We start from the raw sequence: 15,116 nt of genomic DNA on the forward strand, positions 1-15,116 counted from the left end.
TCGTGAACAGCGGATACAGGCAATTGCTTGCGGTATCCAGTTTGGTCTGAGGCCATCGGAAGTACGATTAAACGGTTTGCATATGAAAGGTACACGAACGGTACGTCAAGGCCCCGTCTGGCTGGACGCACAGGCGCCGCTTGCGCAATGGTACGCAAGCAGCCTTGGTCAGTCCATCGCCGCGCGCCTTGAAAGTGAACTGAGCACGCGACTGGGCGATGTCTTCGGTTATCAGGGGCTGCAAATCGGTAATCTGGTACCCGGATTGCACCTGCTGGCTGGTGCCGGGCTGCAGCGTCACCTGATGCTGGACGCTCCGGGAAACCAGGCCGACATACATGCGGACGTTCTGTCACTGCCGGTAGCGTCTGATACCATGAAAGCCGTTGCGTTCTTTCATACGCTGGATTTCTGTGACAACCCTCATCAGGCACTGCGTGAGGCCGACCGAGTACTCACCGAAGACGGTCAACTGATCATCATCGGATTCAATCCCTACAGTACATTCGGTGCACGGCACATGCTGACGCGATGGCGACGACGGGAACCCTGGAATGGCCGCTTCTATGCACGGCACCGGGTGTCGGACTGGCTTTCGGTACTCGATTACCGGGTTCTTGACAGTTCGGCGATGTTCATCAGACCGCCTGTCAACAGTGAGCGCGTGCTACGCAGGCTGGGCCGAATGGATGCACTGGAGCGCTGGATAGGTGGTCTCGGCGGGCTGTACATCATGCAGGCTCGCAAGCAGACTCTGCCCATGACGATGATGAGGCAATGGCGTCGTGGCAGAACCGGCATGGCGGCTGCCAGCTTTGCCCGTACGGGTGAAAAGACTGCTGCCCGACCGCGAGCCACCGTCGCGCGAATCGATAACCGGCCGCGCTGATCATTGCAGGCAGGGGCAGGACAGCAACGCTTTCCATTCGTCGATATCGGTCGTGACGCGGTACAATACACGGCTGTCTGCCGGCGTTTGACAATTCGGGCTTCATGCACTGGCTGGTTCATCGCAACAACCGAGTGATCCATGATCGAAATCTATACTGACGGCGCCTGCCGAGGTAATCCGGGGCCGGGCGGCTGGGGGGCGTTGCTACGCTCGGGAAAGCACGAAAAGGAACTGTGGGGCGGTGAGGCAGACACCACCAACAATCGCATGGAGATGACTGCCGTCATCGAATCGCTCAAGGCACTGAAACGCCCGAGCGAGGTGATCCTGACCACGGATTCGCAGTACGTGCGCAAGGGCATCACTGAATGGATTGCCGGGTGGAAACGCAAGAACTGGAAAACCTCGGCAGGCAAACCGGTCAAGAATGCCGACTTGTGGCGTGAAATCGACAAGCTTGCGGCTGGGCACAAGATCGATTGGCGCTGGGTGAAAGGCCACAGTGGGCACGCCGAGAACGAGAGGGTGGATGAACTGGCCAACCGTGGTATTGATGAGTTGCAAGCCGGCTGACTTCGCCGTGTGCGAAAGAGCAGGTATTCTGTAAAAATTCTTGAGTCAACGGTTTGCAGGGGTGTGAACCTCGAATGATCCGGGCTGCTGCATCAGCGATACAGAGCCGGGACAATATGGCAACTGGTATGGTCGCTCACCGCTCACCGCTCACCGCTCACCGCCCGTAGCCCGTAGCCCGTAGCCCGTAGCCCGTAGCCCGTAGCCCGTAGCCCGTAGCCCGTAGCCCGTAGCCCGTAGCCCGGTGTGGCTGCAAGGTCTGTGGCAGCCTCTGCTGTGTCAACACCAAGCTTGTGGGGCCGGAGCGCCCGCTGGGCCCGGGTGGCGAAGTGCGGCCGGTTGATCGGCAGGTCGCTGGCGGGGCGGGAAGCTGTTCGAGTCCGGGTGGCCGGAACGACTCGACGCATGTTGCGAGTCCGATACTTGTTGGCATTCTCTTTAATCCCGCGATTGGAAGCTGTTGTGGTGAACAATATCTTTATTGCATTTTTATGTGAATATGTGCAATAAATGGATATCTCCGGCATTTCCTCGAAACTGAACCGAAGCACCTGTTCCCCTTGAATGTGACGACATTCGGTATACCCGGTCAACAGGCGTCTGACTACCGTCGTCAGTCGAGGGTATGCGACGGGGTTGAGGCCCTCAGGCCATTGCCGGGGATGGCTCATACACACTCAGGAATTCATCATGTCCCGCAAAGTTGCCTTGATACATGCTACCCAGGTTGCCATCGACCCCATTCACCATGCCATGCGGACACTCTGGCCTGACTGTCAGGCGGTCAATCTGCTCGACGACAGTCTGTCCGCGGATCGCGCCGTACAGAAGGGGGCCTTGTCCGACTCATTGACGGATCGCATCGTTGCCATTGCCGATTATGCCGCGGGTCTGGGGTCAGACGGTGTTCTCTATACCTGCTCGGCGTTCGGTTCTGCCATCGACAAGGCAGCATCGCGGCTGAGCATTCCGGTGCTCAAACCCAATGAAGCGATGTTTGAACAGGCGCTGGACAGCGGCGACAGAATTGCCATGTTGTACACATTCGAACCTGCCAGAGCCGGCATGGAGCAGGAGTTCAGGGAGATGGTTCCATCCAATCGACCGCATGTGTCGTTCAGCAGTCATTACGTGCCGGGTGCCATGGATGCACTACGCAGTGCTGACCCTGGTACGCACAATCGTCTGGTCGCCACGCAGGCTGCTCGGCTTGAGGATGTGGACGTCATCATGCTGGCTCACTTCTCCACCACTCGAGCGGCAGAGGCAGTCAGGCAACAGACCCGCATTCCGGTACTGACCAGCCCGGATTGCGCGATCAACAAGCTCAAGGACCTGATCGGCAACTGAATGCCATGTGGAACGTCGCGCCCGCGTTTCCTGAGGGTATCGCTCCAACGGTATGGAAATGAGGATTCGCCGAACGGGATCGTGGCGTGAGATTGCGTTGCGAGATTGCGTTGCGAGATTGCGTTGCGAGATTGCAGTGCGTGATCGCAGTGCTTCGGGTTGTGGTGTGTGATTGCGACGCAGGGGTTGCGATGCAGGAATGCGGCTCGGTGTTGCCCAACGAGAGGAGATTTTGGCGATTCAGGAACAACTATATTGTATTTATAGATTACAAAAGCCAATATTTCTGGTACAACTGTTGTCACAGTGATTTCTCAACCAGGCATCGCGGCATATCGCACAAGCTGCGTGGGTGACCTGTCAGGTCAATGCCGAGAGAAATTGCGTTCAACCCTTTCGGTACTGGAGAAATGCATGTCTGTTTCCAATTTTCCCCGCATCAGGTCACTCAAGCGCTGTAGTGCGCTTGTCATCCTGAGTCATCTTCTTTCGCAGCCGGTTGCTGCCCAGGCGAACGGGCAGGCTCCGGAGCTGGCCGATCTTGTGGCCAAAGGAGAGCTGCCACCGGTTTCAGAGCGTGTGTCTCTGGAGCCAGAGGTCATCAACTACGGTGACATCGGTCGTTATGGGGGAGTCATCCGGTTCGGCATGGGAGGCAGTTCGGATGAGGGGACCTTGCGCCAGGCCGTCGGAACCAACGGCCTGGTTCGCTGGCATCACAATCTGTCCGAGCTGACACCGAATGTGGCAAGGAAGGTCGAGGTGTCCGACGATGCGCGCGAATTCGTTTTTCATCTGCGCAAGGGCATGAAGTGGTCTGACGGCGACTCGTTCGATACAGAAGACATTGCCTTCAGCATCGAAGACATCCTGTTGAACCCCGATTTCGGAGAGTTGTCGACACGCTTCCAGTCTCGTGGTGAGCCGATGCAGTTCGAGGTCATCGACCAGCATACCTTCAGAATCTTTTTCGAGCACCCCAACGGCGAGTTTCTCGGACAGATGGCCAGAGAAGAGGGGGCTGCCCTCAACTTCTACGCGGCACATTATTGCAAGCCTTTTCATCCGGATTACAACCCTGATATCGAAGACCTGGTGAAGCAGGAGGGAGCTCCCGATTGGCGAACACTGCTGATCACGAAGTGTGGTGAAGTGCGGGATGCCCTTCGATGGATCAACCCGGAAAGGCCGGTACTGGATCCCTGGGTGCTGGACGAGCCACTCAGTGGCGGGGCGACCAGGGTCACCTTCCGGCGCAACCCGTACTTCTGGCAAGTGGACGAACAGGGGAATCAACTGCCTTATATCGGAACATTGCAAGCCAGGGTATTTCAGGATGCCGAGGCCATGACACTGGCGGCCATAGCCGGTCAGTTCGATTTTCAGTATCGACGAATCGATGCACCGGGCAATCGCCCTGTGTTGGCACAGAACCGGGAGAAAGGTGGCTATGAATTGTATGAAGTCACTGCTGCCGGTGGAAACTACGGCTGGATTCAGCCCAACCTGAACCACAAGGATCCGGTCATCAACCGCTTGTTCAATGAGCGTGACTTCCGTGTGGCCTTGTCCATCGGCACTGACAGGCAGGAAATCATCGATACCGCATTGCTGGGAGAGGGTACGCCCTGGCAGACCGGGCCGTTCGAGGACTCACCACTCCATCACCGGAAAGTGGCGACTCAATACCTGGAATATGACCTGGAGGAGGCCAATCGTCTGCTTGATGGTCTCGGTCTGACCGAGCGCAATGAGGAGGGGGTACGTCTCCTGTCCGACGGAAGACCGGCCAGGTTTCTGATGGATGTCCGCAATTCCTTTCCGCACATCATCGACATGATGCAGGTACTGGGCCCACAGTGGCGCAAGCTCGGTATTCAGATCGACGTCAATGTCGTGGACCGCTCGCTGCACCGTTTGCGATCCCGCGAAGGGGATCATGACATGACCACCGATAGTGGCAATGCGACATGGATGCCCGGACAGCTGCCTTCGGCACTGCTGCCAATCGACAGCAGCTCCCGCCATGCGCCATTGTGGACGGTCTGGTATGAAACCGGAGGAAAGGATGGCGTGGAGCCTCCCGACCATGTCAAGGAACGCTATCGAATCTGGGAGTCCATCTTTGCTACGGCAGATCCGGCTGAGAGAATTCGGCGCTACCACGCTCTGGCCGATGTTGCCGCCGAACAATTCGAGGCCTTCGGTATCTCGAAGAATGCGTCAACCTATGGTGTGCGCAAAGAAGGTCTGATGAACGTGATGGAAGGCATGAAGAGCACCGGACAGTTTCCGAGTCCTGCCAATGTGTTCATGCCTCAAGCCTGGTACTGGCGGAAATGACCAAGTCGAGCTGTTGAGCACTGCTGGTCATCTGTAACGACCAGCAGTTTCCGTGAAAACCCACTATCAGGAGATTCTCAGTGCTGGAGTATATTGCAAGGCGTGTACTTTGGGCGATCCCATTCATGCTGGCAGCTTCTCTGCTGGCATTTGCGATCATTCAGGCACCGCCGGGAGATTTCGTAACGACCTATGCGGCCAAGCTGGAAGCTGATGGGCAACAGGTGGATCCGGCGAGACTGGCCAGCCTGCGTGAACGTTTCGGGCTTGATGAATCGTTTCTACATCAGTACGTGAAATGGATCAGCGCCATCTTTCGCGGTGACTTCGGTGTCTCCTTCCAGTGGCAGCAACCGGTTGCAGATCTGATTGGCGAACGAATGGCCTTGTCAGTGACACTGGCCTTTGCAACGATGCTGTTTACCTGGGCGGTGGCATTACCGATCGGCATCTACTCGGCGGTGCGCAAGTACACCGTGGGTGACTATGTTGTCAGTGTGCTGGGTTTCATCGGTCTGGCGACCCCCAATTTTCTGGTGGCCATCGCGCTGATGTATTTCGGAGTCGTGCATCTGGGGGCTGACGTGACCGGCCTTTTCTCACCTGAGTACGAAGCGGCTCCCTGGTCCTGGGAAAAGTTCGTCGACCTGGTCAAGCACTTGATCATTCCCGTGTTGATCATCGGTACGGCATCCACCGCCAGCCTCATTCGGATCATGCGGGCAAATCTGCTGGATGAACTCTACCGACCCTATGTCACCACCGCTCGCGCCAAGGGGCTGAGCGAGTTTCGTCTGTTGCTCAAGTATCCGGTCCGACTGGCCTTGAACCCTTTCGTATCAACCATTGGTTGGGCCTTTCCACAGATCATCTCCGGTTCGACGATTGTTGCTGTGGTGCTGTCACTGCCAACAGCTGATCCGCTGATGCTGGATGCGCTGCTATCCCAGGACATGTACCTGGCCGGGGCCTTCATTCTCCTGCTCAGTATTCTCTCGATCAGCGGCATGCTCGTTTCAGATGTGTTGCTGGCTCTCATTGACCCAAGAATAAGGTATCGATAATCATGTCGGATTCTTCTGTCACGACCGATCCGCGACTGGATCCCGATTTTGCCGAAGCCTCGCAATGGAAGCTGGTCTATCGACGATTCCGCAAACACAAGGTTGCTGTGCTGGGCTTGTATATCGTGGTCCTTCTCTACATTCTCGCGCTGTTCGCCGAGTTTTTCCAACCGTTTGATCCGAACGAGACGTCGGTGAATGACGTGTTCCATCCGCCACAGAAGATTCACTGGTTCGACACGGATTCGGTGGGAGATCGCGTTTTCCGACCGCATGTGCTGGGCCAGAAGCTCACGCGAGACAGGCTGACGCTGGCAACGCATTACGAAGATGATCCGGAAGAGAAGATATTCCTGGCATTGCTGCCAGAGGTGGAGACCTATCATCTGGCAGGATTGATTCCGATGAGTCGCACCTTGATCGGACCTGCGGTGAGTACCGAACGATTCTATCTGTTCGGTGCAGATCGACTGGGTCGGGACATGTTCAGTCGTGTGATGGCCGGTACCCGCATATCCATGTCTATCGGTCTGATCGGTGTGGGACTCAGTCTGTTTCTGGGCATGCTGATCGGCGGTGTTGCCGGCTATCTGGGAGGCTGGTTCGACACGATTTCGACGCGCATCATCGAACTGATCATGGCGATGCCCACGATTCCGGTCTGGTTGGGTCTGAGCGCAGCGATTCCTCAGAGCCTGGATCCGATGACCCGCTACTTTGCCATTACGGTGATATTGTCGCTGATAGGCTGGACGGAACTGGCAAGGGTGGTGCGAGGGCGTTTCCTGGCCTTGCGAACCGAAGACTTTGTCATTGCGGCAAGACTGGATGGGGCCAGACCCCCACGGATCATCTTTCGTCACATGATGCCGTCGCTGGCGAGCCATATCATCGCATCGGTGTCATTGGCGATTCCCGCCATGATTCTGGCCGAGACTTCGCTGTCATTTCTCGGGCTTGGCCTCATGCCGCCATCAATCTCCTGGGGGGTGTTGCTCAAGGAGGCTCAGAACATTCGTTCTATCGCCCAGGCGCCCTGGTTGTTCATTCCCGGTCTGTTTGTGGTGCTGGCTGTTCTTGCACTGAATTTTCTCGGCGATGGGCTGCGGGATGCGGCAGACCCCTACGCACAGGATGCACACTCATGAATTCGACGAAAAATGACAAGTCAGACCCTGCCATGCGGCCAATCCTGGACATCCGTAACCTGGTTACCGAGTTCAGAACCGACAAGGGGGTCTTCACGGCTGTCGATGATGTTTCCCTGAAACTCTATCCCGGCCGCACTCTATGTCTCGTAGGTGAGAGCGGTAGTGGCAAGAGTGTCTTGTCACGCTCGATCCTGCAGATCGTGGATCGACCGGGCAAGATCAAGTCGGGCCAGATTCTGATGCGACGCGGTGAAAGCAATCAGATGGCAGAGGGGGATGTCATCGATCTTGCCGCTCTGGCCCCTCGCGGAAACGTCATGCGAGGCATTCGTGGCAGTGATATCGCAATGATCTTTCAGGAACCGATGAGCTCACTCTCGCCGGTACATGCAATCGGTGATCAGATCGGTGAGTCGATCAGACTGCATGAAGGAATCGGCAAGAAGGAGGCGAAAGCACGGGCAATCGAGATGCTGCGTAAGGTGGAGATACCTCGCCCGGAGCTGGCGGTGGATCGCTACCCTTTCGAGTTCTCCGGAGGCATGCGCCAGCGGGCAATGATTGCCATGGCTCTGGCTTGCAATCCGAAGGTACTGATTGCCGACGAACCGACCACCGCGCTTGATGTGACCATTCAGGCGGAGATCCTCGAATTGATCGGCACACTGAAGGAAACCCGACAGATGGCTGTGCTCTTCATCACCCATGATATGGGGGTGGTGGCGCAGGTGGCCGACGAGGTGGCAGTCATGCGTTTTGGCAAGTTGCTGGAGACAGGTGATGTCTACGATATCTTCTCCAGACCCGAACATGACTATACCCGATCATTGCTGGAGGCCGCCAGAGACACCGAGTCTCCTTCTCCCAGACGTCTTCAGATGCGCCAGGAAAACCCGGTGGGTCGTCCGATACTGGTCACCGAGAACCTCTGCAAGGAATTTGTGCTCAGTTCAGGGTTTCTGGGAAGAAACCGCCAGTCGCTGCTTGCCGTCAACAACGCGAATATCGAATTGTACGAGGGTGAAAATCTGGGAATCGTTGGTGAAAGCGGTTCGGGCAAGACAACCCTGGCGCGCTGCATCCAGCGCATACACTCGGTGGACAGCGGCAAGATCCTCTATCGTGACAAGTCCGGACAATCGCTCGATCTGGCTCAAATGAGCAATACGGAACTGGCGCCAGCCTGGCGCGACATACGCGTCGTGTTCCAGGACCCATTCGGATCCCTGAACCCGCGCATGACCGTCGAGCAGATCATCGGCGAGCCATTGCTGCTGAGTGGCATGAAGGATGGCAGGCAGCGTCGGGATCGTATTCGCGAATTGCTCGGACTCGTGGGTTTGCCTGCCGAATCCATGCAACGGTATCCCCATGCGTTTTCCGGCGGACAGCGACAACGCATCAGCATCGCCAGGGCAATCGCTCCGAAACCGAGAATCATCATTGCCGACGAGGCCACCTCGGCGCTCGATGTCAGTATTCGAACGCATATCATGGATCTGTTGCTGGACCTGCAGGTTCGCCTCAATCTCAGTTATATCTTCATCAGCCATGACGTCGGTCTGGTGCGATATTTCTGTGACAGAGTCGTGGTCATGTACGGGGGGAAGGTCGTGGAGACCGGTGAGACCGAGGCAGTCTGTACACAGCCGCAGCACCCTTACACTCGCTCCTTGCTGTCCGCCGTACCGGTGGCAGACCCATGCCAGCGTACTCTGCACTCGCACGAACGTTACGTCGAGCAGGCGGCCCGGGCTGGCTGAGCCATGGAATATGTTGCTCGTGTACTGGTAGAGCCAATGGCCTGGTTGGCGCGTCCAGCACGGGCGGTGAAATTGGCGATGGGCGGTGGGAGAGAGTGCAGCTCCAATCCTTGCATGCGTGCATGGTCGATTCCCGAAACATCAACGGCATCGCGACGTGGCGAATGGTTTTCTGGTGTGGTCCCGCGAAGATTCTCCCACATGGTAGAGTCGCGAGAGACCTTCTGTATCATGGCGTGGTGAACAAGCGGTGTTACCTTTGCCCGATGAAGGACATGATCCTGCAGGGCAGGGTGACATCAGGGTTCGGTATGGGACCGGCGCTGACATTTCACCCGCCGGATCGTCACGTCGCATGATGTTCCATCTCTACAGATGGAGAAGAAACCAGGATATGACCTCTGATTGACATGAGTGGACGAAACAGCAGTAACCGTATGATAGTGCTTGATACGGAGACAACGGGTCTGGACCCGAAGACCGGTCACCGCATCATCGAGATCGGTTGCGTCGAGATGCGGGAGCGCCGTCTGACGGGCAACAATCTGCATCTCTATCTGCAGCCGGATCGCGAGATAGATCCCGGTGCCATGGCAGTACACGGCATCAGTAATGAATTCCTGATCGACAAACCCCGGTTTGCCGACATCTCGGCACAGCTCAGGGATTATCTGGCCGGCGCAGAGCTCATCATTCACAATGCCGACTTCGATGTCGGCTTTCTGGAGCACGAATTTCGTTTGTGTAACGAGCCTCTGGTGTTGTCGGAGGTCTGTCGGGTGACCGATTCCCTGGCAATGGCGCGCAAGCAGTTTCCCGGTCAGCGCAATTCTCTGGATGCACTCTGCAAGCGGCTGGGAGTCAACAACAGCCACCGGACTCTGCACGGAGCCTTGCTCGACTCCGAGATTCTGGCAGATGTCTATCTGGTCATGACTGGCGGGCAGACCGCCCTGTCACTGGACCAGGAAGTCTCCGGTACCGATGTGAAGGTGGACCTGGCAGCCAGTCTTGACCTCAGTCAGCTGCGTGTGGTCGATGCCAGTGGCGAAGAGCTGGCGGCACACGAGCAATGGCTGGAGAAGTTGCGCAAGTCCGAAGACGGCTGTGCCTGGGACAAGGTGGTGGTGCATTGAGACGTCTGACCGCCCTGTACCCGGCAGGCGCAGGGCGGCAGAGCCTCAGTGCGTTCGAACTACCCGCGCCTTGTCACGTTGCCAGTCCCGGTCCTTGATGGAAGCACGCTTGTCAAACTCCTTCTTGCCCTTGCCTATGCCGATTTCCAGCTTTACCTTGCCGTTTTTCCAGTACATGGACATGGCGACAATGGTGTATCCCTTGCGTTCCACGGCACCGATCAGTCGAGAGAGTTCCCGGCGGTTGAGCAGTAGTTTGCGTCGTCGCTGGTTTTCTGCCACATAATGGGTGGAGGCAGAATTCAGGGGATTGATATTGCAACCATACAGCCAGGCTTCACCACGAAACAGCTGGACGTATCCGTCCACCAGCTGCACTCGGCCCTCGCGCAGGCTCTTGACCTCCCATCCTTGCAGAACCAGACCAGCCTCGAATTTTTCATCGATCTTGTAGTCGTAGGTCGCACGCTTGTTCCTGGCAATGAGTGCATCACCTGAAATCCTGTTGCCTTTTTTCTTTTTCGCCATGGGCCCATTATACGGCTCGAATGCGCTCCGGCGCTGCAGAACATAAACGACATAGTCATGCCAATCATTGCTCGTTCAGCACTCGTTTCCCATTCAGCCTCCGAGATGTACCAACTGGTACTCGATATCGAATCCTATCCGGCCTTTCTTCCCTGGTGTCAGGCGGCCTCCGTGGCAGAACAGGATGACATGCAACAGCTGGCGTCATTGACGATGGATCAGCGGATGCGTGGCACCCGATTCACCACCCGCAATCGACTGGAAGAGAACCAGACCATCAGCATGCAGTTGGTTGAGGGTCCGTTCAAGCGTCTCAGTGGAGTCTGGCGTTTCAAGGCCATCGAGGATGCGGCCTGTCGGGTGGAGCTGGAAATGAACTTCGAATTCAAGAGCCGTCTGTTCGCCGCACTGATGGGGCCTGCCTTTTCGAAGATCTGCGACACGATGGTAGCGGCTTTCGTGAAACGGGCCGATATCGTCTATCCGGCCTGATCAGCGCCCGGGAGCGCGGCAATGAGCATGACGCACACACCCGGCGATCTGCTGAGAATCGAAGTGATTCTGGCGATGCCGCTTGTTCAGTATCGACAGGTTCTGGATGTCCCGCGGGGAACGCGTGCTCGCGAAGCCGTGAGGCTGGCACTGGAAGCCGGTTTGCTGCCACCGGGAGCTGAACCGGACATCAGTCCGATGCACGCACCGCTGGGTGTCTTTGCCGAAAAGGTCGATGATGACTATTGCTGTCAGCAGGGCGACAGAATCGAGATCTACCGACCCCTGCTGCAAGATCCGAAGGAGCTGCGCCGGCAGCGCGCGCGTCAGTCGATTTCCTGATAGGGAACATCCTCTGAGGTCTTGTCCACTTTCTTCTCCCAGAAATAGCGCCTTTCGGGTAATTCACCGGACACTTTCATGTCAGTGGTGTCGATCCGGATCACGACGTCGTTTTCAAAGATGATCGAGGCGCGGCGTGCCTTGACAGCAGAACCTGCGGGTGCACGTGTATACACGTAATTCCACTGATCGCCTCTGAAGGGACTCTTCTCTACCGGAGATCCAATCAGATTGCTGACCTCTTGCCGATTCATTCCCGGCGTTATCTGCGCAAGCTGTTGCTCATTGAGCAGATTGCCTTGCTGAATGCTGATCTTGTGAGCTCTGGGCAACCAGAAGGGGTCTCCGCCACAGGCTGACAAGAGAAACATCATGACGGCCAGGCAGGCTGCACTACGCATAGGTAAAGTCCATGAGAACAAAGGGGAGATTGTCGTATACTTTCACAGTTAATTCCAACAGCTCCATCAACTGCAGTGGCCATAAAATGACTCACAATCAGACCATTTCACATGACCTGCGAAAAGCCGGTCTGAAGGTGACCCTGCCGAGACTGAATATACTTGAAATTCTCGAAGGTGCCGAACAACATCATATGAGCGCCGAGGACGTCTACAAGGCCTTGCTGAAGCAGGGGAGTGATGTCGGCCTGGCGACGGTGTATCGGGTATTGACGCAGTTCGAGGCAGCCGGGCTCGTCACGCGACATCATTTCGATGGTGGACAGGCAATTTTCGAACTCGATACCGGCGATAATCATGATCACATCGTCTGCGTCAAGTCAGGCAAGGTGTCCGAATTCAAGGATGAGCTGATCGAGAAGCGTCTGCATGAAATAGCCCGGGAGTTGGGCTACTCACTGACGGATCACAAGATCATCCTGTACGGCGTTCATCACGGAGACGACGAGGCGGAGTCCAGCATCTCCTGAGCGTGCTGACGGCTCTTGGTCGTCATCTTTTCACCACCCAGCATTCGTGCAATCTCATCCCTGACGGCCTTGCCGTGCAATGCTTCGAGGCGAGTGCGCGTCTTGCCTTTGGCGACATCCTTGGCCACCAGCAGGTGATGGTGTGCCTGTGAGGCAACCTGGGGCAGATGTGTAACACAGAGCACCTGGGATTGGCTTCCCACCTGCCTGAGCATCTGTCCGACCTTGATGGCCACTGCGCCCCCCACGCCGGAATCGACTTCGTCGAACACCAGTGTCGGTACCGCGTGAGAGTCCAGGGCTGCCAGTGTCATGCACAGACTGATGCGTGAGAGTTCGCCGCCGGAGGCGATACGGGACAATGGCCCCGGATCGACACCCGGGTTGGGACTGACGAGAAAATGGACGGTGTCGTTGCCCAGACGGTGAGGCTGGGTGTCGTCAGTGTCTATCTGAATGTCGAAGATACCACCGGCCATGCTGAGGTCCTGCATGGTTGCGGAAATGGTCTTGGCCAGTTTCCCGGCATGGCGTCGTCTGTGGCGAGTCAGCTTTGCGGCCTCTTCGTCGTATACCGTGCGCAGGGCATCGCGCTCGCGAACAAGTTCATCACCGGCCTTGCCGGGATCGGTCAGGGTTTCGTACTCCTCACGCAGCGCCTGTTCCACTTCAGGCAGGCTATCCATGTCGCACTGGTGCTTGCGTGCCAGGGAGTGCAGGGCAGCGAGTTTCTGATCCAGCCACGCCAGGCGTGCATCATCATGATCCAGCTTGCCCAGCGTGCTGCGGATGAGGTGTGCGGATTCGGCTATCTGAATGGTGGCAGATTCCACCAGGTCGAGCGCTTCGCGTAGTTGTTCATCGATCTGTACCAACTCGCCCAGTGGGGGCGTTGCCTTGTTGAGTGCCGGGTAGGCCGTGTCATCGATGGCGCTCAGTGTCTGCTCGCCCAGTGCCAGTATCCTGTCGCTGTTGGCCAGCCAGCGATGTTCCGACTCGATGTCTGCCACCGTAGCGCTGCCGATATCCAGTTCATCGAATTCCTGTAGCTGGAAGCTCAGCAGGTCGATACGTTGCAGGCGCTCATGAGCAAATCGCTGCTGATGTTCGACCGCTTCGTGGGCAGCATGCCAGGCATCGTAGGCTCTGGCGACGCGCTGATACTGCGCGCCGCCGGCGTACCGATCCAGTAGATCTCGCTGCTGCGAGGATTTTCCCAGGGTCTGGTGGGCATGCTGTCCGTGGATCGTGACCAGTTGCTCACCGAGGGCCTTGAGGGTCTGTACGGACACGGGCACATCGTTGATGGTGGCCCGGGATTTTCCGTTACTGGAGAGTGTTCTGCGAATCAGGCATTCATTGTCCGCGTCCAGCTCATGCCTTGCCAACCACTGACTGACGGCTGGCAGCTTGTCGAGATTGAAGGTTGCCGTGATATCCGCTCGGTCTGCCCCCTGCTGAATCGTGTCGGCACTGGCCCTGGCCCCGAGAATCAGGCTCAGTGCGTCCAGCAGAATGGATTTCCCGGCCCCTGTCTCCCCCGTCAGAGCGGTCATGCCGGCATCGAGTTCGAGTTCGGAGGAGTCGATGATGGCAAAATGGCGAATATGAAGATGGGTAAGCACTGATCAGATTCCGAAGGTCAGCCCCAGTTCAACTTCTCACGCAGTATGCGGTGATAGTCGTAATTTTCAGGATGCAGCAGCCTGACACGATTGGCATTGCGCTTGACTTCGATCATGTCGCCCAGCATGGCATCCATGTAGACCTGGCCATCACAGATGATCTGTGCACTGGCAACATCGTCGTCCCACAGGTGCACCCGGATGGTGGAGTCTGCATCGACCATCAGAGAACGACTGGTCAATGTGTGAGGGCAAATGGGCTGTACGACCAGAGCGTCGATGGTAGGACCCACTATCGGACCGCCGTTGGACAGGGAATAGGCCGTACTGCCTGAAGGGGTGGCGATAATCAGCCCATCTGCTCTCTGGTGAGTCACCAGGACATCGTCGATGATGACGTCGAAGTCCATGATCTGCAGCACATCCTTGACGCGGATGATGGTGTCGTTGAAGGCATAGGAGCTGGCCACGCATTCGCCGTCGCGCAGGATGCGGGTCTGCAACATGGCGCGGTTTTCCTGGATATTCTGCCCCTTGATGATCTGGGTGAGTTCATCCAGACCGCCATCCGGAGAGACATCGACCAGAAAACCCAGACGTCCGCGGTTGATTCCCACGATGGGGATGTGATGATCCACCAGAGAGCGCGCCGCGCTGAGCAGGGTGCCATCGCCACCGATGACCACTGCCAGGTCGCAGTTCTGCGCGATTTCGCTGGTATCGACGGTCTGGCCACCGTCCATCAGTCCACGCGTGCTGTTATCCAGCACCACTTCCACGTCGAGCGCCTCGAGGCACGCAACGACATCAGCAAGAGTATTGGCGACGCTCTCATCGTTGAACTTGACGATGAGGCCTGCCCGTGTGAATTTTGTCATCGCTGTAAAGTAGCATGCCAAGTTGATAGGTGCCATGGAATGGCGCTA

Annotated in this window: 15 protein-coding genes; 11 read left to right on the top strand and 4 right to left on the bottom strand. The window is 56.9% G+C overall.

Annotation, left to right across the window (positions count from 1 at the left end; translation table 11 throughout):
- Positions 1-82: 82 nt before the first annotated feature.
- The 8 genes from ACUNV4_RS06840 (at position 83) to dnaQ (ending at position 10,272) form a co-directional block, all read left to right on the top strand.
- Entirely contained in the window at positions 83-889 is an 807-nt protein-coding gene (locus ACUNV4_RS06840; RefSeq protein ID WP_430877759.1) for a class I SAM-dependent methyltransferase, read from the top strand.
- A gap of 141 nt (positions 890-1,030) precedes the next feature.
- Positions 1,031-1,465, top strand: a complete 435-nt coding sequence (gene rnhA, locus ACUNV4_RS06845; RefSeq protein ID WP_430877760.1) for a ribonuclease HI — start codon at positions 1,031-1,033, stop codon at positions 1,463-1,465.
- Positions 1,466-2,155: 690 nt separating this feature from the next.
- The gene (locus ACUNV4_RS06850; protein WP_430877761.1) at positions 2,156-2,815 is read left to right on the top strand and encodes a hypothetical protein; all 660 of its coding nucleotides are present in this window, start codon (positions 2,156-2,158) and stop codon (positions 2,813-2,815) included.
- 414 nt (positions 2,816-3,229) lie between these two features.
- Positions 3,230-5,158 (top strand): ABC transporter substrate-binding protein, encoded by a 1,929-nt coding sequence (locus ACUNV4_RS06855; protein WP_430877762.1) that lies wholly within the window; start codon positions 3,230-3,232, stop codon positions 5,156-5,158.
- Positions 5,159-5,238: 80 nt separating this feature from the next.
- On the top strand, positions 5,239-6,222 hold the full coding sequence (locus ACUNV4_RS06860) for an ABC transporter permease (protein ID WP_430877763.1): 984 nt from the start codon (positions 5,239-5,241) through the stop codon (positions 6,220-6,222).
- A 2-nt stretch (positions 6,223-6,224) separates the two neighbouring features.
- Positions 6,225-7,370, top strand: coding sequence for an ABC transporter permease (locus ACUNV4_RS06865; protein WP_430877764.1), 1,146 nt, complete (start codon positions 6,225-6,227; stop codon positions 7,368-7,370).
- Positions 7,367-9,136, top strand: a complete 1,770-nt coding sequence (locus ACUNV4_RS06870) for an ABC transporter ATP-binding protein (protein WP_430877765.1) — start codon at positions 7,367-7,369, stop codon at positions 9,134-9,136. The genes ACUNV4_RS06865 and ACUNV4_RS06870 overlap by 4 nt, the downstream gene beginning before the upstream one ends.
- Before the next feature lie 437 nt (positions 9,137-9,573).
- Positions 9,574-10,272 (top strand): DNA polymerase III subunit epsilon, encoded by a 699-nt coding sequence (gene dnaQ, locus ACUNV4_RS06875; protein ID WP_430877766.1) that lies wholly within the window; start codon positions 9,574-9,576, stop codon positions 10,270-10,272.
- 45 nt (positions 10,273-10,317) lie between these two features.
- On the opposite strand, the gene smpB is transcribed toward dnaQ, so the two are convergent.
- On the bottom strand, positions 10,318-10,800 hold the full coding sequence (smpB, locus tag ACUNV4_RS06880; RefSeq protein WP_430877767.1) for an SsrA-binding protein SmpB: 483 nt from the start codon (positions 10,798-10,800) through the stop codon (positions 10,318-10,320).
- Between the two features lie 57 nt (positions 10,801-10,857).
- On the opposite strand from smpB, the gene ACUNV4_RS06885 reads away from it, so the two are divergent.
- Positions 10,858-11,292: a type II toxin-antitoxin system RatA family toxin gene (locus ACUNV4_RS06885; RefSeq protein WP_430877768.1), complete on the top strand. Its 435-nt coding sequence runs from the start codon at positions 10,858-10,860 to the stop codon at positions 11,290-11,292.
- 21 nt (positions 11,293-11,313) lie between these two features.
- Positions 11,314-11,634: an RnfH family protein gene (locus tag ACUNV4_RS06890; protein WP_430877769.1), complete on the top strand. Its 321-nt coding sequence runs from the start codon at positions 11,314-11,316 to the stop codon at positions 11,632-11,634.
- Here the strand turns inward: ACUNV4_RS06890 and ACUNV4_RS06895 are convergent.
- The gene (locus ACUNV4_RS06895) at positions 11,619-12,035 is read right to left on the bottom strand and encodes an outer membrane protein assembly factor BamE (protein ID WP_430877770.1); all 417 of its coding nucleotides are present in this window, start codon (positions 12,033-12,035) and stop codon (positions 11,619-11,621) included. The genes ACUNV4_RS06890 and ACUNV4_RS06895 overlap by 16 nt on opposite strands.
- Positions 12,036-12,121: 86 nt before the next feature.
- On the opposite strand from ACUNV4_RS06895, the gene fur reads away from it, so the two are divergent.
- Positions 12,122-12,565: a ferric iron uptake transcriptional regulator gene (fur, locus tag ACUNV4_RS06900; protein ID WP_430877771.1), complete on the top strand. Its 444-nt coding sequence runs from the start codon at positions 12,122-12,124 to the stop codon at positions 12,563-12,565.
- Here the strand turns inward: fur and recN are convergent.
- Positions 12,529-14,190: a DNA repair protein RecN gene (gene recN, locus ACUNV4_RS06905; protein WP_430877772.1), complete on the bottom strand. Its 1,662-nt coding sequence runs from the start codon at positions 14,188-14,190 to the stop codon at positions 12,529-12,531. The genes fur and recN overlap by 37 nt on opposite strands.
- 17 nt (positions 14,191-14,207) lie before the next feature.
- On the bottom strand, positions 14,208-15,068 hold the full coding sequence (locus ACUNV4_RS06910) for an NAD(+)/NADH kinase (protein ID WP_430877773.1): 861 nt from the start codon (positions 15,066-15,068) through the stop codon (positions 14,208-14,210).
- Positions 15,069-15,116: the final 48 nt, after the last annotated feature.

The sequence above is a fragment of the Granulosicoccus sp. 3-233 genome (assembly GCF_052681095.1).